At 41.2% G+C, this 17,083-nt stretch carries 16 protein-coding genes; 14 read left to right on the top strand and 2 right to left on the bottom strand.

Going from position 1 to position 17,083, the window contains the following annotated elements; genetic code table 11:
* Positions 1–255: 255 nt before the first annotated feature.
* The 3 genes from acnB (at position 256) to LY624_RS01110 (ending at position 4,933) form a co-directional block, all read left to right on the top strand.
* The gene (gene acnB / locus LY624_RS01100) at positions 256–2,853 is read left to right on the top strand and encodes a bifunctional aconitate hydratase 2/2-methylisocitrate dehydratase (RefSeq protein ID WP_130151507.1); all 2,598 of its coding nucleotides are present in this window, start codon (positions 256–258) and stop codon (positions 2,851–2,853) included.
* A 199-nt stretch (positions 2,854–3,052) separates the two neighbouring features.
* The gene (locus LY624_RS01105) at positions 3,053–3,685 is read left to right on the top strand and encodes a 2OG-Fe dioxygenase family protein (protein WP_130151508.1); all 633 of its coding nucleotides are present in this window, start codon (positions 3,053–3,055) and stop codon (positions 3,683–3,685) included.
* 9 nt (positions 3,686–3,694) lie between these two features.
* Positions 3,695–4,933: a cysteine desulfurase-like protein gene (locus tag LY624_RS01110; protein WP_341803678.1), complete on the top strand. Its 1,239-nt coding sequence runs from the start codon at positions 3,695–3,697 to the stop codon at positions 4,931–4,933.
* Positions 4,934–4,987: 54 nt separating this feature from the next.
* Here the strand turns inward: LY624_RS01110 and LY624_RS01115 are convergent, their stop codons facing one another.
* Positions 4,988–5,692, bottom strand: coding sequence for a 2OG-Fe(II) oxygenase (locus LY624_RS01115; protein ID WP_130151510.1), 705 nt, complete (start codon positions 5,690–5,692; stop codon positions 4,988–4,990).
* A 36-nt stretch (positions 5,693–5,728) separates the two neighbouring features.
* Here LY624_RS01115 and LY624_RS01120 point away from each other — a divergent pair, with 36 nt between their 5' ends.
* The 10 genes from LY624_RS01120 to LY624_RS01165 all read left to right on the top strand — a co-directional run bounded on the left by LY624_RS01120 (position 5,729) and on the right by LY624_RS01165 (position 15,678).
* Complete coding sequence (locus tag LY624_RS01120; protein ID WP_130151511.1) at positions 5,729–6,127, top strand: acyl-CoA thioesterase; 399 nt, start codon at positions 5,729–5,731, stop codon at positions 6,125–6,127.
* Positions 6,128–6,208: 81 nt separating this feature from the next.
* Positions 6,209–6,787 carry an anthranilate synthase component II gene (locus LY624_RS01125; RefSeq protein WP_341803679.1) on the top strand — a complete coding sequence of 193 codons (579 nt, stop codon included), beginning with the start codon at positions 6,209–6,211 and terminating at the stop codon, positions 6,785–6,787.
* A gap of 49 nt (positions 6,788–6,836) precedes the next feature.
* A complete protein-coding gene (locus LY624_RS01130) occupies positions 6,837–7,997 on the top strand; it encodes an HDOD domain-containing protein (protein WP_130151748.1) in 1,161 nt (386 codons plus the stop codon).
* Between the two features lie 370 nt (positions 7,998–8,367).
* Positions 8,368–9,573, top strand: a complete 1,206-nt coding sequence (locus LY624_RS01135; protein WP_237119852.1) for an aspartate aminotransferase family protein — start codon at positions 8,368–8,370, stop codon at positions 9,571–9,573.
* Between the two features lie 82 nt (positions 9,574–9,655).
* The gene (astA, locus tag LY624_RS01140; protein ID WP_130151514.1) at positions 9,656–10,672 is read left to right on the top strand and encodes an arginine N-succinyltransferase; all 1,017 of its coding nucleotides are present in this window, start codon (positions 9,656–9,658) and stop codon (positions 10,670–10,672) included.
* Between the two features lie 17 nt (positions 10,673–10,689).
* Positions 10,690–12,159 carry a succinylglutamate-semialdehyde dehydrogenase gene (astD, locus tag LY624_RS01145; RefSeq protein ID WP_341803680.1) on the top strand — a complete coding sequence of 490 codons (1,470 nt, stop codon included), beginning with the start codon at positions 10,690–10,692 and terminating at the stop codon, positions 12,157–12,159.
* Between the two features lie 128 nt (positions 12,160–12,287).
* On the top strand, positions 12,288–12,635 hold the full coding sequence (locus LY624_RS01150) for a DUF3802 family protein (protein WP_062568248.1): 348 nt from the start codon (positions 12,288–12,290) through the stop codon (positions 12,633–12,635).
* An 87-nt stretch (positions 12,636–12,722) separates the two neighbouring features.
* The gene (locus LY624_RS01155) at positions 12,723–13,136 is read left to right on the top strand and encodes an OsmC family protein (protein WP_054552421.1); all 414 of its coding nucleotides are present in this window, start codon (positions 12,723–12,725) and stop codon (positions 13,134–13,136) included.
* Between the two features lie 88 nt (positions 13,137–13,224).
* The gene (gene speD, locus LY624_RS01160; RefSeq protein ID WP_054552422.1) at positions 13,225–14,037 is read left to right on the top strand and encodes an adenosylmethionine decarboxylase; all 813 of its coding nucleotides are present in this window, start codon (positions 13,225–13,227) and stop codon (positions 14,035–14,037) included.
* A 132-nt stretch (positions 14,038–14,169) separates the two neighbouring features.
* Entirely contained in the window at positions 14,170–15,678 is a 1,509-nt protein-coding gene (locus LY624_RS01165) for an NAD(P)H-hydrate dehydratase (RefSeq protein ID WP_341803681.1), read from the top strand.
* A gap of 18 nt (positions 15,679–15,696) precedes the next feature.
* On the opposite strand, the gene LY624_RS01170 is transcribed toward LY624_RS01165, so the two are convergent.
* Positions 15,697–16,146 (bottom strand): response regulator, encoded by a 450-nt coding sequence (locus tag LY624_RS01170; protein ID WP_062568251.1) that lies wholly within the window; start codon positions 16,144–16,146, stop codon positions 15,697–15,699.
* 201 nt (positions 16,147–16,347) lie between these two features.
* Here LY624_RS01170 and LY624_RS01175 point away from each other — a divergent pair, with 201 nt between their 5' ends.
* Positions 16,348–17,076 (top strand): XRE family transcriptional regulator, encoded by a 729-nt coding sequence (locus tag LY624_RS01175; RefSeq protein WP_341803682.1) that lies wholly within the window; start codon positions 16,348–16,350, stop codon positions 17,074–17,076.
* The last annotated feature ends 7 nt before the right edge of the window (positions 17,077–17,083 follow it).

Raw genomic sequence — 17,083 nt, forward strand, 5'->3', positions numbered from 1 at the left:
AGCCATATGGCTGGGTTTTTTTATGCCTAAAATAAGAATGATTCTTACTTAATAAATATTCATCTGAATAGCTTTTTTTTTAACTACTATTCATGTTATTTATAGTGAATATAAAGTGCCTAACCGCAGCATGGATTTTCATCTATACTTAAAAGCTTTATAATCAATCGTCAGAATACTATAAGTACTGGGTTATATATTTGGTATTTAGTTTAATACTACCGAGTACTTTCACGTCACCAAGAGGGCAATATTGTGCTACAAGAATATCGTAAACACGTAGAAGAACGTGCCGCGTTAGGTATCGTACCAGCGCCATTAGATGCTCAGCAAACGGCTGATCTTATTGAACTAATTAAAAATCCACCAGCAGGCGAAGAAGAGTTTATTCTTGATCTTCTTGTTAACCGCGTACCACCAGGTGTTGATGATGCAGCTTACATCAAAGCAGGTTTCTTAGCTGCAGTTGCAAAAGGTGAAGCGAGCTCTCCATTGGTATCAAAAGAAAAAGCTGCTGAGCTACTTGGTACTATGTTAGGTGGTTACAACATCGCGCCTATGATTGATCTTTTAGATGACGCAGCGTTAGCACCAATCGTTGTTAAAGGTTTATCAAATACATTATTAATGTTCGATGCTTTCTACGATGTAGAAGAAAAAGCGAAAGCAGGTAACGAATTTGCTAAGCAAGTAATCGAGTCTTGGGCAAATGCAGAGTGGTTTGTAAATAAGCCAGCTGTTGCTGAAAAAATCTCAGTTACGGTATTCAAAGTAACTGGCGAAACAAATACAGATGACCTTTCTCCTGCACCAGATGCATGGTCTCGTCCTGATATTCCATTACACGCTTTAGCAATGCTAAAAAATGAGCGCGAAGGTATCAACCCTGAAAAACCAGGTGAAGTGGGCCCTATCTCACAACTAGAAGAGCTTAAAACGAAAGGTTTACCTCTTGCTTACGTTGGTGATGTAGTTGGTACGGGTTCTTCTCGTAAATCTGCAACTAACTCTGTACTTTGGTTCATGGGTGATGATATTCCTCACGTGCCAAACAAACGCGTTGGTGGTGTATGTTTAGGCGGTAAAATCGCGCCTATCTTCTTCAACACAATGGAAGACTCTGGTGCATTGCCAATCGAACTTCCTGTTGACGAGCTAAACATGGGCGACCAAATCGATATCTTCCCATACGAAGGTGTTGTTAAGCGTCACGGTACTGATGAAGTAATCTCTACTTTCTCACTTAAATCAGATGTAATTCTTGATGAAGTGCGTGCTGGCGGCCGTATTCCACTAATCATCGGTCGTGGTTTAACGGATAAAGCGCGTGCATCACTAGGTATGGAAGCTGAAGATATCTTCCGTAAGCCTGCTCTTGTAACTGATTCTGGTAAAGGCTTCACACTAGCTCAGAAGATGGTTGGTAAAGCATGTAACATGCCTGGCGTACGTCCTGGTCAATACTGTGAGCCGAAAATGACCACTGTTGGTTCGCAAGATACAACAGGTCCTATGACGCGTGATGAACTTAAAGACCTTGCTTGTTTAGGTTTCTCTGCAGACTTAACAATGCAGTCTTTCTGTCATACATCAGCTTACCCTAAACCAATCGACGTAAACACTCATCACACACTTCCTGATTTCATCATGAACCGTGGCGGTGTATCACTACGTCCAGGTGACGGTGTAATCCACTCATGGTTAAACCGTATGTTATTACCAGATACAGTAGGTACTGGTGGTGACTCGCATACTCGTTTCCCTCTAGGTATTTCATTCCCTGCGGGTTCAGGTGCGGTAGCATTCGCAGCAGCAACAGGTGTAATGCCTCTTGATATGCCTGAGTCAATCTTAGTTCGTTTCAAAGGTGAAATGCAGCCAGGTATCACACTACGTGACCTAGTTCATGCTATCCCTTACTTTGGTATCAAAGAAGGTCTTCTAACAGTTGAGAAGAAAGGCAAAATCAACGAATTCTCTGGTCGCGTACTAGAAATCGAAGGTGTTGAGCACCTAACTGTTGAGCAAGCTTTCGAGCTTTCTGATGCATCAGCTGAGCGTTCAGCGGCAGGTTGTACAGTTAAACTTTCTAAAGAGTCTATTGCTGAATACCTAGAGTCAAACATTGTAATGCTTAAGTGGATGATCTCTGAAGGTTACGGCGATGTTCGTACTATTGAGCGTCGTATCACCGCAATGCAAGAGTGGTTAGCGAATCCTGAGCTTATGGAAGCGGATGCTGACGCAGAGTACAAACATGTAATCGAAATCGACCTTGCAGACATTAAAGAGCCAATCCTTTGTGCGCCAAATGACCCAGATGATGCGCGTCTTCTTTCTGACGTAACTGGCGAGAAAATCGATGAAGTATTTATCGGTTCTTGTATGACTAACATCGGTCACTTCCGTGCTGCAGGTAAACTACTAGATGGTTTCAGTGGTCGTATCCCAACTCAACTTTGGGTTGCACCACCAACGAAGATGGATAAAGATCAACTTACTGACGAAGGTTACTACGGTATCTTTGGTCGTGTAGGTGCACGTATCGAAACTCCTGGGTGTTCACTCTGTATGGGTAACCAAGCGCGTGTTGCTGATAAAGCAACGGTTGTGTCTACCTCTACGCGTAACTTCCCTAACCGTCTAGGTACTGGCGCAAACGTATTCTTAGCATCAGCAGAGCTTGCTGCAGTAGCAGCAATCTTAGGTAAACTTCCTACACCTGCTGAGTACCAAGAGTACGCAGCTAAGATCAATGCAACGGCAGCTGATACTTACCGTTACTTAAACTTCCACCGTATGCCTCAGTATACGAAAAAGGCAGATGAAGTAATCATTCAGCAAGCTGTTTAATAAGTAAATAGCGTATTTTCACTTTAAAGCCCGCATTTTTGCGGGCTTTTTATATTTTAGATTAAATTTTCATTATTTTGACTTTATCGATCTTAAAATTGATCAATAACTGCATTGAGTTTACATAATAACGCAATATTTTCCCTTCAATTGCATTAAAATCCTCGCCAATATTCTCAACATTTAAGGCGAGATCTTTATGACTACATTAAACAACCAGAACCTCTTACAACTTCGCTTTGTAAGCCAAGCACATATTGACGCAGTAAAGCCTTCTTTTGCTAACCTTCCTGCTAATCCATACGCAGATGGTGAATTTCGTAAGCGTCGTTATTCAGTAATTAAAGTTGTTGATGGCGAACTAAAACTACAAGCAACAAAAGCATTCGTACAAGACGACTCAATCAATACCTTTCAAGGTAATGTTGAGCGTACTTATGAGAACTTAGAAGATAGCTTATTAGCCACTGATGGCATGAAGCAAATCGTTAATCAGTTCCGCGATATGACCGGTATTAGCGATGACCGCGATATTGAAATTCACCAATTCAGAATGCTTGCGATCGACAGCGACACACCTGCTGCGCCAGAAGGTGTTCATCAAGATGGTTTTGATCACGTGTGTGTATGTGGTGTATCGCACGAAAACTTAGAAGGTGGTGAGCTACTTGTTTATGAACACCAGCAAGCAGAGCCATGTTTCAAAATGGAAATTAAAGACGGTATGTTCGCACTGATTAATGACCGTGAAGTATGGCACAACGCTACACCAATGAATAAATTAGACGCAAGCAAAGAAGGTTACCTTGATTGCTTCGTACTCACTGCGTAAGGGTAAACCATGAACTTAACGCAATTACGTCGCCAATTTCCTGCACTTATGCAACAAGTTGCAGGTCAGTCACCGGTTTTCCTTGATGGTCCAGGTGGCTCGCAAGTGCCACAGTCAGTTTTAAGTGCCATGACTGCTTATTTGGGTTACTACAACTCAAACTTAGGCGGTGCATTTTTCTCAAGTGATAAAACTGTTGAGCTAATGGCAAACGCTCGCCAAGCCGCAGCCGATTTATTAAATGCGCCAGCTAAAGAGCAAATCGTGTTTGGTGCAAACATGACAAGCTTAACGTTTAGCTTTAGCCGTGCCATCTCGCGTGATTGGACTGAAAATGATGAAATTATTGTCACCAATGCAGATCACTTCTCAAACGTTTCATCGTGGCAGCAAGCTGCTGAAGATAAAGGTGCGACAGTAAAAACAGCGCTTATCAACGAAGCTGATTACAGCTTAGACATGGCGCATTTTGAAAGCCTTTTATCTACCAAAACAAAGCTTGTTGCAGTGACGTATGCATCAAACACCACTGGTTCAATTAATGACATTAAACGCATTGTTGAGCTTGCTCATGCCGTTGGTGCGTTAGTCTATGTTGATGCCGTTCATTACGCACCTCATGAGCTGGTTGATGTACAAGCGCTTGATTGTGACTTTTTAGCGTGCTCTGCATACAAGTTCTTTGGTCCTCACCTTGGTATTGTATATGGTAAACGCGAGCACCTTGAAGGTTTCACACCATACAAAGTTGAACCTGCAAAAGATGTTGTGCCAGGTCGCTGGGAAACCGGTACACAAAGCTTCGAAGCCCTGGCTGGCCTTATTGCTGCGGTTGATTACATTGCTGCAATTAGTGAGCTTGATGATAGTCATTCACGCCGAGAAAAGCTCGCTGCTGCATTTGCTACCACTAAACAACACGAAATGTCACTCAGTAAGCATTTCTTAACTCGCTTAGCAGATTATCCACGTATTAAGTTATTTGGTATTAATGATTTGGCGCGTTTAGAAGAGCGTACACCGACTTTTGCTTTAACGTTTGAAGGTATCGAGCCGCGTATCGTGTCTGAATTTTTAGGCAAACAGCATATCTGTGTGTGGGATGGTAATTTCTATGCACAAGGTTTATGTAAGCAGCTAGGTGTATTAGATACCGGCGGTGTAGTACGTATTGGTTGTATGCATTACAACACTATTGAAGAACTCGATCAGGTTTTCGATTTATTTGATCAGTTATTAAAGATGTAAACACGTTACTAGTTAGCTATCAGAATGCCGTTTCTGATAGCTAATATAACAAGTTTAGGACTGCGGCTGTCCATAAATTTGTTCTGCGCGGTTGAATAAAATCCACGACGTTAAAATATACTTATCATTTGAAATGGGCTTGTTGCCACGGTGAGTATGCGTGAAGTAACCTGGCGCTATCACCATAGAGCCTTGTTTTGGCGATATTTTACGTTGTTGATAGTAAAACTCTGTTTCTCCACCTTCTTCGACATCATTTAAGTAAAACATAAATAACAGCACACGATGCAAGGCTTCGTTATGGCCAATTTGTGGGTATACCTCACTATGCCAATACGGGTAGCCACCTTTATTAATATCGTACTTTTGTGCCTGAATAGGACCCATTCTAAAAATTTGCTGGACTAATAATGGCAGTTGAGGTTTACCGACTTCTTCATAGTTATCTTGTGTTAAATCAACTGGTTTTCCTGTTTTGGGATGATACACTTTCAACCCAAAGGCACCAATCATCATGAATATGTGCTCTTCAATGTATTTAAAGACGTAACCAGCAGTAACTTGCTGAATGTGTTTTAATTGTTCAGCATATTCTGGATGATTACTCAGATATAAGTCATGACTATCTTTCTTTGCTAAATCGATGCCGCCAGAGGTCATGCCCTGCTTTAAATGCGCGCTTTGTTCAAATAGCGTGATAAAGTTGTCGCAAAATTCTTTACTAAGGGCGTTTTCGTATACACGAATAAAGTCCGTCATGAGCTACCTTTTATTTATATTTTTTATAGGGTTACTATGTTTACAGAAAAAATCTCGCCTCGTTTTAGCGAAACGGATGTTCTAGGGCACATCAACAATACCGTACTCCCCGTATGGTTTGAAGCAGCGCGTGTCCCTATTTTTAAATTTTTTACACCTGATTTAAACCCTCACGACTGGAAATTGATTATTGCTAAGGTTGAAGTCAGTTTCGTCGGCGAGCTTTTTTACGGCCATGAGGTTGAAATAAAAACAAGCGTGGAGCATATCGGTTCAAGTTCATTTGTAGTGAGGCAAGAAGCTTGGCAGCAGGGCACATGTTGTGCAGTCGGTAAAACAGTGTTGGTGCGCTATGATTTTAATAATAAATGCTCAAAAAAGCTTGATGAAGATGAAAAAACGGCACTTGCAGCACATTTATTCGCTTCAGAATAGGGCATTTATGCCGACATTCTTTAGTGCTTGAGGTAATATACGCGCTCATTATTTTGAGTCCGTATTTCTGGGTTACATGCAATGCTGTTAATGATTGATAATTATGATTCGTTTACCTATAACTTAGTGCAGTATTTTCAGCGCTTAGATCAAGATGTATTGGTAAAACGAAATGATGAAATCAGTATTGCTGAAATCAAGCAGCTCAAGCCTGAGCATATTGTGCTTTCACCTGGGCCTTGCTCTCCCAACGAAGCTGGTATTTCACTTGAGGTTGTTGAACAATTAAAAGGCCAGTTGCCAATTTTGGGAATTTGTCTTGGTCATCAATCTATTGCACAAGCTCTTGGAGCAAAGATCATTCGGGCCAAGCAGGTGATGCATGGTAAAACATCCGTTATTCAGCATACCAATCAAGGTGTTTTTACTGGGCTTGAAAACCCGCTTCGCGTGTGTCGTTACCACTCTTTAGTTGTTGATAAGCAAACATTACCCAATGAATTGACGGTTACCGCATGGACTGAAGTAAACCATGATTTAGACGAGATTATGGGCTTAATGCATTGTAACTTAGCGCTCGAAGGGGTTCAGTTTCACCCCGAGGCAATTTTGACAGAGCAGGGACTTGAACTACTTGCTAACTTTTTAACTCGCTTCTAATCTTAAGTTTATTGAATTAACAATTATGAACGAAAAAACGCCTGTGCAAATAACTGAAAAAGATCGCCAACAAAGGATTGCAATGATGCTCGACGAGCGTGCGCATGACTTATTGCTTGGTCATAGTTTTGCACAACGTCAAATTGGTTATATTCATACACTTGAAATTGACTATGGTGAAAAAATCGAGCAACGCACTTTATTAGAGGTGGAAGTTGCCGCTCATAAGAAGCGACAGAAATCCAGCACGGCCCACCATAAATACCGCGCACAAGCGAGTAAGCAATTACACCAAGTTATCGAAACGGCAATGAACAAGCAGCTCGAGGATATTGATTCTGTTATCCATGAAACAATTGGTATACAGGATGCTGTTCCAGCAATTATTGATATCCTCGCTGTAAAATCGGCTTCTGTAGGGCGAATTGAGCCTTTGGTACAAGACTTATCTTGGTTAGGGCGAGAGTTGGTCGCGCTTGTTAATTTGCCTTTTTATCGTAAGCAACGCAGTAAAAATACATCAGTTAAGGTCGATAACCCGTTATTAGCACTACGTTATATCGGGCTGGATAATTTAAAGTTTGTTGTGCCTACGTTTGCTGTACGTCATTGGATGCCTCATAGCACTGAACCATTTCCATTGTTAAAGCGTCGCTTACGTGATAATTCGATGGCGTGTGCGATTGCAGCGCAAGAGATAGCAAAGTTGAATGACGTTAATGAAGAACAGGCATTTACTCTTGGCATGCTAATGGATGTAGGCAAGATTGCCTTGGTAAGATTGTACTTGCGTACATTCGAACGTGTATGGCAACGTAAAGTGACTATGGCACGTGAAGAGCAGAATAAGGATCTTCATACCGCCCTGCTTGAACTTAAACCAGACCCATTATTTTTAAGTTCTTTATTGAGTAAGTTATCAATGACGATTACTGCTAAAGTGATTGAACAAATGGCTTTTCGTTATTTGCCTTTCAAAGCGGTCATGGAGCAACTTATCTCGCCACATCCGATTAGCGATGAAAGCTTACCTTTAACTCGTGTTATTTTAAAAGCACGATGTTATGCACAATTTTTGAGCTTGAACGAACATCAGTTAGTTGAAAAAGACGAAATTCAGTCTTGGTTTACGTATTTTGGTTTTACTCAAACAGAGCTAAAACATCTGGCCAAGTGCAATTTTGAGAATTTCAATATCAAAATAAATTAAAAAAATTAACATTTTTTTTGCGACTATTCATTCATAGTTGAGTTCAATTCATCAACAATGTTTCGCTAATCTATATAAGCTTGCCCTCCTAGTATCGCGCCTTATTCTTGTAATTTACTGATAAAATCACTTTCAAATACTTATTCACTATCTATGAAAAAATATCTCAAGCCCTTTATTTTCAAGGGCTGCATGAAAGTTTTCTAAGAGACAGATGGCAAATTTTCTGAAATAATGGATGAATGAAAATTGAACCAAAGAGTAATTTTGGTGATTTTGCGCTAAGCTCAATCGGCTCATTAAAAGGGCTTGTTTTTTACTTGCTAGTGCCATCTTACTCTGTGTGTGCTTACAATTATGAGGATATAAAATGACAGTCAATCGCGAATTATTTGATCAAGTAATGGTTCCAAACTACGCACCATCAAGTGTTATTCCAGTTCGAGGCGAAGGCTCTCGCGTGTGGGACCAAGAAGGTCGTGAGTTTATCGACTTTGCAGGTGGTATTGCTGTTAACTGTCTTGGCCATTGTCACCCAGCTCTAGTAAATGCATTAAAAGAACAAGGCGAGAAAATTTGGCATCTATCAAATGTAATGACCAATGAGCCTGCACTACGTCTTGCTAAAAAACTTACTGACGCTACGTTTGCAGAAAAAGTGTATTTTGCTAACTCGGGTGCAGAAGCAAATGAAGCGGCGCTTAAATTAGCACGTCGTTTTGCACTTGATAACTATGGTGAGCAAAAGTCACAAATTATCTCATTTAATAAAGGTTTCCACGGCCGTACATTCTTCACAGTAACGGTAGGCGGTCAAGCCGCATACTCTGATGGTTTTGGTCCTAAGCCGGGTGACATTGTTCACTGTGATTACAACGATTTAGCAGCATTTGAAGCGCTTATCTCAGACAATACCTGTGCGGTAATGATGGAGCCTCTGCAAGGTGAAGGCGGTATTATTTCTCCAACTGCTGAGTTTGTTGAAGGTGTGCGTGCGCTGTGTACGAAACATAATGCATTATTAATTTTTGATGAAGTACAAACGGGTGTTGGTCGTACTGGTGAGCTATACGCGTACCAAGGTCTTAATGTAACACCAGATATCTTAACGACTGCAAAAGCGTTAGGTGGTGGTTTCCCAATCGGTGCGATGATCACGACAACTGATATCGCTAAGCACTTAAAAGTAGGTACGCATGGTTCTACTTATGGCGGTAACCCACTTGCGTGTGCAGTAGCAGAAGCAGCGTTTGATACAGTAAACACACCAGAAGTACTTAATGGCGTTAAAGAAAAATCTGCATTATTCCGTGAGCTACTAACGAATATTAACGACAAGTACAATGTATTCACTGAAATCCGTGGCGAAGGTCTTTTAATTGGTGCAGTGGTGACTGAGCAATTTAAAGGTCGTGCAAAAGAATTCTTAGTTGCTGGTACAGAAGAAGGCGTTATGTCTTTAGTTGCTGGTGCAGATGTTGTTCGTTTCACACCGTCACTTGTTATTCCAGAAGCTGATATCCGCGAAGGTATGGCTCGTTTCGAAAAAGCAGTGGCTAAAGTCGTAAACGGCTAATTATCCAACTGTCATTTCAGGGCAAGTATTTGCTTGCCCACATTTCTTATTTACCGTTATTTATAAGGGAGCAAGCGGACTCATGATGATCCTTCGCCCAATCCAGCAAAACGACTTTTCAGCATTAGTAAAAATTGCTGATGAATCAGGCCATGGCTTTACGTCTTTGCCGAATAATGAAGAGTTGTTACAAAAGAAAATTGATCACTCTGTAAGCTCGTTTGCTAAAGCTGCATCGCAACCAGGTGATGAAGGTTACTTGTTTGTTCTTGAAGATAGCGAAACCGGTGAAGTGGTTGGTACCTCAGGTATCGAAGCGGCGGTTGGCTTGGATGATGCGTTTTATCACTATCATTTGAGCAAGGCAATTCATTCATCGCGCACACTGAATGTTTACAAAGCGGTTGATATTCTTACGCTATGTAATGACTACACGGGTGCAACAGAGCTTTGTACTTTGTTTTTAAAAGATGGTTACCGTAAAAATAATAACGGTAAGCTTCTTTCAAAAGCGCGTTTTATGTTTATTAATCAACATAAGCAACGTTTTGCAGAAACAGTTATTGCAGAAATGCGCGGTGTTTCAGACGAAAATGGTGAAAGCCCATTTTGGCAATGGCTAGAAGAGCACTTTTTTTCAATGGATTTTCCGACTGCCGATTACTTAACAGGTATTGGCCAGAAAGTCTTTATTGCTGAGTTAATGCCTAAATACCCAATTTACGTCAACTTACTGAGCAAAGACGCACAAGCAGTTATTGGGCAAGTGCACGACAACACACGTCCAGCCATTGAACTGCTTAAAAGTGAAGGGTTTACCTTTAATGGCTATGTGGATATTTTTGATGCAGGCCCGACAGTGGAAGCAAAAGTAGATAATATCGCTACCATTCGTAACGCTAAAACACTTAGCGTAGAAATTGGTGAATGCCAAGGTGAAACTACCGCACTGATAGCAAACGATAAACTTGTCGATTTTAGAGCGACTGTAGCGCAAGTTAATTTGCCATGTGATGCAGATACAATCACATTATCAGCAGAACTTGCAAAAGCACTCCACCTTAATGCAGGTGACAGTGTATCAGTTGCCGCACTTTAAATTTAGGAGAGACAGTCATGACGCATGCAGCGCAATTTATTAATGGTCAATGGCAAGCAGGCCTTGGTCATGCATTTCAATCTGTAAACCCTGCAAACAACGACGTTATTTGGCAAGCAAACACAGCAACTGCCGAACAAGTAGATAGCGCAGTTAGTGCTGCGCGTGAAGCATTCTACAGCTGGGCTGACGAATCATTTGCAGCGCGTTTAGCGATTGTAAAAACATTCGCAGAAACATTAAAAGAGCACAGCGAAGAATTAGCGGTTGCTATCGCACAAGAAACCGGAAAACCACTTTGGGAAACACGCACTGAAGCGGGTGCTATGGTGGGTAAAATAGCTATCTCTGAAAAAGCATTTTTAGAGCGTACAGGTGATGTTGAAAACCCAATGCCACAGGGCCGTGCGATGATTCGTCACAAGCCTCATGGTGTTGTAGCTGTGTTTGGCCCTTATAATTTCCCAGGTCACTTACCAAATGGCCACATTGTACCTGCATTATTAGCTGGTAATACCGTGGTATTTAAACCGTCTGAGCTAACACCAGCAGTCGCTGAGTTAACGTTAAAGTTATGGCAAAAGGCGGGTCTCCCTGCAGGTGTTATCAACCTTGTGCAAGGTGAAGTTGAAACTGGTAAAGCACTTGCGTCTCATAAAGGGATCGACGGTTTATTCTTTACGGGCTCTTCACGCACAGGCCACATTTTACATGAACAGTTTGCAGGTCAGCCTGGTAAAATCTTAGCCTTAGAAATGGGTGGTAATAACCCACTAATCGTTACAGATGTTGCAGATACAAAAGCAGCTATTCACGATATTATTCAATCAGCGTTTATCTCTACAGGTCAGCGTTGTACGTGTGCGCGTAAGCTGTTTTTACCAGCAGGTGAGCAGGGTGATGCAATCCTTGCAGGCCTTATTAAGGCGACTAAAGCGATTAAAGTGGGTGACTACGACGCTGAAGATCAACCTTTCATGGGCTCGATGATTTCAGCAGCGGCTGCTGCCGGTATGGCTGCTGCGCAACAGCAACTTGTTGAGCTTGGCGCTGAGGTGCTAGTTGAGCTAACGCACAAAGAAAATACCGGCTTTGTAACACCGGGTATCCTAGAGTGTACAAATGTAGCTAACTTCCCAGACGAAGAGCACTTCGGACCACTACTTAAAGTATTCCGTTTCACTGATTTTGATGCTGCTATTGATAAAGCGAATGACACAAGCTTTGGCTTGTCAGCAGGCTTATTAAGTGACAGCGCAGCAGATTACGACCACTTCTTACGTCGTATTCGTGCTGGTATTGTGAACTGGAACCGACCAATCACGGGCGCATCAAGTGCTGCACCATTTGGTGGTATTGGCGCGTCGGGTAATCATAGAGCGAGTGCTTACTATGCGGCCGATTACTGTGCTTATCCAGTTGCTTCGGTTGAGTTAGAAAAAGTAGCGATGCCGGCTACCTTAAGCCCAGGTCTAAAAATTGATTAATCGGTACTTATAGTTAAAAAAGCAGCCTAGGCTGCTTTTTTTGTATTAGCTTTATAGCAAAGGTAGCAATTAAAAGCGCTTTCTGCTTAAATCAATAGAGTTATAAATTTTATTAGGTGTACAGTGGTATGGTTTTAGATAGGCAAGGATACGATGATCTCGTCATGTATCTCACTCAAAATTTAGCGCTATTTGAGAAGCCTGGTCAAATAAAACCAGGAGCTCCTACCGTTTTAGAGTTAATTGAAGATGTTATTGCTGAGAATGTGATGCTTCTTTGTGAACAACATACAGAGCTAAACACAGAACAGCGAAGCCAAATAGTCCGTGAAGTTGACGGTATTGTGTATGACTTACAAGAAGTACTCAGTAGTGTAACTAATCAGCCAGTCACTGTTGAGCAGCATGCGTTTATCGATGAGTTTGCTGGCCTTGTGAAAAACTTGTTCGACAATGCCGTTATAGAGAGCGCATAACCTTTCAAAGCCTAATATCGTTTTTCGATTGCATATCAGTGTGACTTGCTTACAATCAAGCAAAAATAATTGTAAGAGACAAAACATATGCAAGCGAATGTAAAATGGGTAGAAGGTGACACTTTTATCGGCCTTTCAAATTCAGGCCATAATGTAGTATTTGATGCGGGTAGTGACAGTGCTGCACCAAGCCCAATGGAAATGGTGCTGATGTCAGCGGGCTGTTGCTCATCTGTTGATGTAGTAAGCATTCTTAAAAAAGCCAAACAGTCGTTTAGTGATGTACAAGTAAAGTTAACTGCTGAGCGTGCTGAGTCAGCCCCTCGCGTGTTTACTAAGATTAATCTACACTTTGTGGTTACTGGCGATAATGTCTCTGAAAAACACCTCGCCCGTGCTGTTCAACTGTCTGCTGAAAAGTATTGTTCGGTAGCCTTAATGCTTGATAAAACAGTAGAAATCACTCACAGCCATGAAGTTGTGCAAGAACAGGTAAAATAACGCTTTTTCCGAGCAGAAAATTCGTATAAAATCCGCGAACTTTTATTTCTGCTGGTGCAGGTTTCACTCGTTTTAAGGTTGGTTTAGCATGAATAAACCCTTCGATAAAATTAAGCTTCATGGCTTTAATAACTTAACTAAGAGCTTAAGCTTTAGTATTTACGATATTTGTTACGCAAAGACGGAACAACAACGTAAAGAATACATTGAATATATCGACGAACAGTACAGTGCTGATCGCCTTACCGATATTTTAGGTGAAGTTGTGGATATTATTGGTGCAAACATTTTGAATGTTTCTCGCCAAGATTATGATCCGCAAGGTGCCAGTGTAACTATTTTGATTTCTGAAGAGCCGATTGAGCAACAAACAACGTATGACGTTGATGAAGCGCCAGGTCCTCTTCCTGAAACGGTTGTAGCACACTTAGATAAGAGCCACATCTGTGTTCATACATACCCAGAAGCTCACCCTGATGACGGTATTTGTACGTTCCGTGCCGATATCGAAGTATCAACCTGTGGCATTATTTCGCCATTAAAAGCGTTAAACTTCTTAATCCACAGCCTAGAGTCTGATGTTGTAACAATTGACTACCGTGTACGTGGTTTTACCCGTGACGTAGATGGCGTTAAGCATTATATCGACCACGCGATTAACTCAATTCAGAACTACATGACTGAAGATACAAAAGAAGCGTACCAAATGATGGACGTAAACGTGTATCAAGAGAACTTGTTCCACACTAAGATGATGTTAAAAGAAACTGACTTAAATACTTATTTATTCGGGGTTTCTACAGCCGATCTTTCTGAAGAAGAAGAAGAAGTTATCTATTCTAAATTAACCCGTGAGATGCAAGAAATCTTCTACGGTCGTAATTTACCTGATACAGAGTAAGTTACAGGAAGAATTAAAAAACGGCGTATAAGTTAGCTTATACGCCGTTTTTTTATGCTTCTAATAGAGCACTGAATTGACTGCGCTTTTAAGGACTTATATGCTGATAAAAAGCTTCTGTTAAGGACAACTATGACAGTTAATCTCTCTCATTCTGTATTTCTTGCCGAGCAAGTCCGCAAAAATGAAGGGCTTGCTGCTACAACAAGCGCAGTAACTCTTTATGAATTGATGGAACGTGCAGGAAAGGCCGTTTTTGACCATACGTGTGCTTATTTTCCTAATGCTAGCAGGTACGTGGTATTAGTCGGTGTGGGTAATAACGCCGGTGATGGCTATGTGGTTGCCCGATTAGCAAAACAAGCGGGTAAGCAGGTGACAGTGATCGCCGCTTTGCCTGACAAGCCATTAAAAGGCGATGCACTCACTGCTCAACAAGCGTGGTTTGATGCTGGTGGTACAATTACGAAGAGTTTAAGCTCATTCGATCAAGCCGATGTCATCGTTGATGGTTTACTTGGTACGGGTATTCAAAATGAAGTTCGCACGCCGTTTAGTCAACTTATTCAATTAGCGAATAGTAGCCGTGCCCCAATAATTGCGATAGACCTGCCCTCAGGTATTCATGCTGATACTGGCTCAGTATTAGGTGTCGCGATTAACGCCTCTGTTACTGTTACCTTTGTTGGGATTAAGCAAGGCCTTGTTACGGGGCAAGGAAGAGCACAAGCAGGCGTATGTGAATTTACCGACTTAGGTATTGGTGAGGCCTTTTTAAAGCTTACAGAGCCAACGGCAGCGCTTATTAGCTATCAAAATTCCGATGCACTGCCTGCCAGAGAGAACAATAGTCATAAAACAAGTCATGGCAAATTACTATGTGTCGGTGGTAATACGGGTACTGCAGGAGCAATTCGTTTAACAGCAGAAGCAGCTCTGCGTACTGGTGCGGGTATGGTTAAAGTGTTCACGCATTCAGAATCTGTGCTTAGTGTGAGTATTGGCAGGCCAGAGCTGATGGTGAGTGCCGCAAACTTAACCGCTGCACTTGAGTGGGCAAGTTGTATAGCAATAGGCCCAGGACTTGGTTTGGATACTTGGTCAGAAGAGGTCTTTGAAACGGTTATGCAGTATTGTTTTACGCATAACAAACCTTTGGTAATCGATGCAGATGCACTGACATTGTTGGCTCAACACGCCTCTTCATTTCCAATTGTCAATTCGGTGATCACTCCACACCCTGGTGAAGCTGCCCGCTTACTTAACTGTAAAGCAAGTGATGTTGAAGCAAATCGCTTTGCTGCGGTAAGTGAGCTTGCACATAGCTACACAACAACCTGTGTTCTAAAAGGAGCAGGAACCTTAATGGCTAACAAAAACCAAGTATGGGTGTGTACAGATGGTAACCCAGCACTTGCTGTTGGTGGTAGTGGTGATGTGCTGACTGGCATTATTGCAGGGCTGCTTGCACAAGGGATTAATACAACGCAAGCGGCCACTTTAGGTGTTACCTTACACGCAAAAGCGGGTGATATTTCAGCAAAGGCTGAAGGAGAGCGTGGAATGTTACCCAGTGACTTATTTAGCGTTGTAAGGCAGTTGATTAAGGAATTGGCGAGCAATGACAAGTTTAGCAGGTGAGCCAAAAAAGTTTTCGGCTCAGTCTAACACAATCCTAGCTTGAACAAGCCAATATTGAGTTAACATTTTCATTGATTCAACTAAATCAAAATAACTAGATGGTTTGGTCATGAAAGCATTCGTACCTAAGCTGTAACATTGCTTAATATCAATTTCTGAGTCAGAGGTTGTAAAAATAATAATCGGAATATGACGATAACGCTCTGATTTTTTTAGCTCAACTAATGCTTCTTTTCCGCCCTTTCTTGGCATGTTTAAATCTAATAAAATAAGACTTGGTAAAATTTTATTTTTATCAAGTGACTCAAGTAATTGCATGCCGTCATCGACAAATTGAATTTTATTTTCGTCGACATTGTTTTCAACAAGGGCGTCACGGATGAGCTCTTGATCATCAAGATCATCATCAGCAACTAAAATATAGCTCACAGAGCGTAATTTTTTAGTAAATAATTTGTCGTTAAACATTGGAAACCCCTGAATTTATAGAATGTGGCTTATCTGTGTTATGTAGCTACTTCTTCATAAAAAACAACAAATTAAATAATTAGTTACTCGAGTAGTATATACTTTAGCTAAGCAAGTGTTATATTAACTTGCTTATACCTATAATACAAACATAAGTTTATTAATAACGCGATGATATTAAATAACACTAGTACAAATAGAGTGACAGCTCTACGCGAAAAATTGAACCTTTCTCAACAAGAGTTTGCGGATAAAATAGGCATAACTCAAGGTGCTTTATCGCAATTAGAATCTGGCAAGTCGACCTTATCTCTCAGTACGATTACTAAAATCAGTCAAGTGTTTAATGTTGACTGTAATTGGCTTATTTTGGGAATAGAGGGGTATGATGATTCGCATTTTCAGAGCTATCAAAAAGTTTTAGAGACTTCATTCATTCCACTTGTAAAGGAAGAGGCGCATGCTGGTTATATAGACCAATGCAATGATGAAGGTTACATCAAAACTTTAGATGTCTATAAAATTCCAGGATTTGAAAATGGTAACTATCGACTCTTTGAAGTAGAAGGCGACAGCATGTTACCCACTATTCGCCCGAGAGAAACGGTTATCACTGAGCAAGTGAAAGACATTACACAGTTAGAAAACGGTTCTATATGTGTTGTTGTCACTAAGGATGGCATTGTTGCTAAGCGCCTGTTCCGTCATGACACAAACCCTGTCAGTTATTTATTTAAGAGTGATAACCCTGAATACAAAACATACTCTATTCAGGGAGATGATATTTTAGAGATCTGGCATGTGAAGGCAAAGATAAGCTCAATAACTGATCAGGAATCATATATTCAAAATCAGCGTTTTCAGTCCATTGAAAATGAAATTAGACAACTAAAAGAGCATATTAGTAGAGTTTTACCGCCACAAACGTAGCGGTAAA

This window comes from Pseudoalteromonas sp. N1230-9 (genome assembly GCF_032716425.1).
Lineage (GTDB): Bacteria > Pseudomonadota > Gammaproteobacteria > Enterobacterales > Alteromonadaceae > Pseudoalteromonas.

What these genes read in the sequence shown, in the direction of transcription:
- LY624_RS01150 (WP_062568248.1), top strand. Translation starts at nt 12,288, where the DNA reads ATGGTTTTAGATAGGCAAGGATACGATGATCTCGTCATGTATCTCACT.
- LY624_RS01165 (WP_341803681.1), top strand. Translation starts at nt 14,170, where the DNA reads ATGACAGTTAATCTCTCTCATTCTGTATTTCTTGCCGAGCAAGTCCGC.
- LY624_RS01105 (WP_130151508.1), top strand. Translation starts at nt 3,053, where the DNA reads ATGACTACATTAAACAACCAGAACCTCTTACAACTTCGCTTTGTAAGC.
- LY624_RS01135 (WP_237119852.1), top strand. Translation starts at nt 8,368, where the DNA reads ATGACAGTCAATCGCGAATTATTTGATCAAGTAATGGTTCCAAACTAC.
- LY624_RS01115 (WP_130151510.1), bottom strand. Translation starts at nt 5,692, where the DNA reads ATGACGGACTTTATTCGTGTATACGAAAACGCCCTTAGTAAAGAATTT.
- astA (WP_130151514.1), top strand. Translation starts at nt 9,656, where the DNA reads ATGATGATCCTTCGCCCAATCCAGCAAAACGACTTTTCAGCATTAGTA.
- LY624_RS01155 (WP_054552421.1), top strand. Translation starts at nt 12,723, where the DNA reads ATGCAAGCGAATGTAAAATGGGTAGAAGGTGACACTTTTATCGGCCTT.
- speD (WP_054552422.1), top strand. Translation starts at nt 13,225, where the DNA reads ATGAATAAACCCTTCGATAAAATTAAGCTTCATGGCTTTAATAACTTA.
- LY624_RS01110 (WP_341803678.1), top strand. Translation starts at nt 3,695, where the DNA reads ATGAACTTAACGCAATTACGTCGCCAATTTCCTGCACTTATGCAACAA.
- LY624_RS01170 (WP_062568251.1), bottom strand. Translation starts at nt 16,146, where the DNA reads ATGTTTAACGACAAATTATTTACTAAAAAATTACGCTCTGTGAGCTAT.
- LY624_RS01125 (WP_341803679.1), top strand. Translation starts at nt 6,209, where the DNA reads ATGCTGTTAATGATTGATAATTATGATTCGTTTACCTATAACTTAGTG.
- astD (WP_341803680.1), top strand. Translation starts at nt 10,690, where the DNA reads ATGACGCATGCAGCGCAATTTATTAATGGTCAATGGCAAGCAGGCCTT.
- LY624_RS01120 (WP_130151511.1), top strand. Translation starts at nt 5,729, where the DNA reads ATGTTTACAGAAAAAATCTCGCCTCGTTTTAGCGAAACGGATGTTCTA.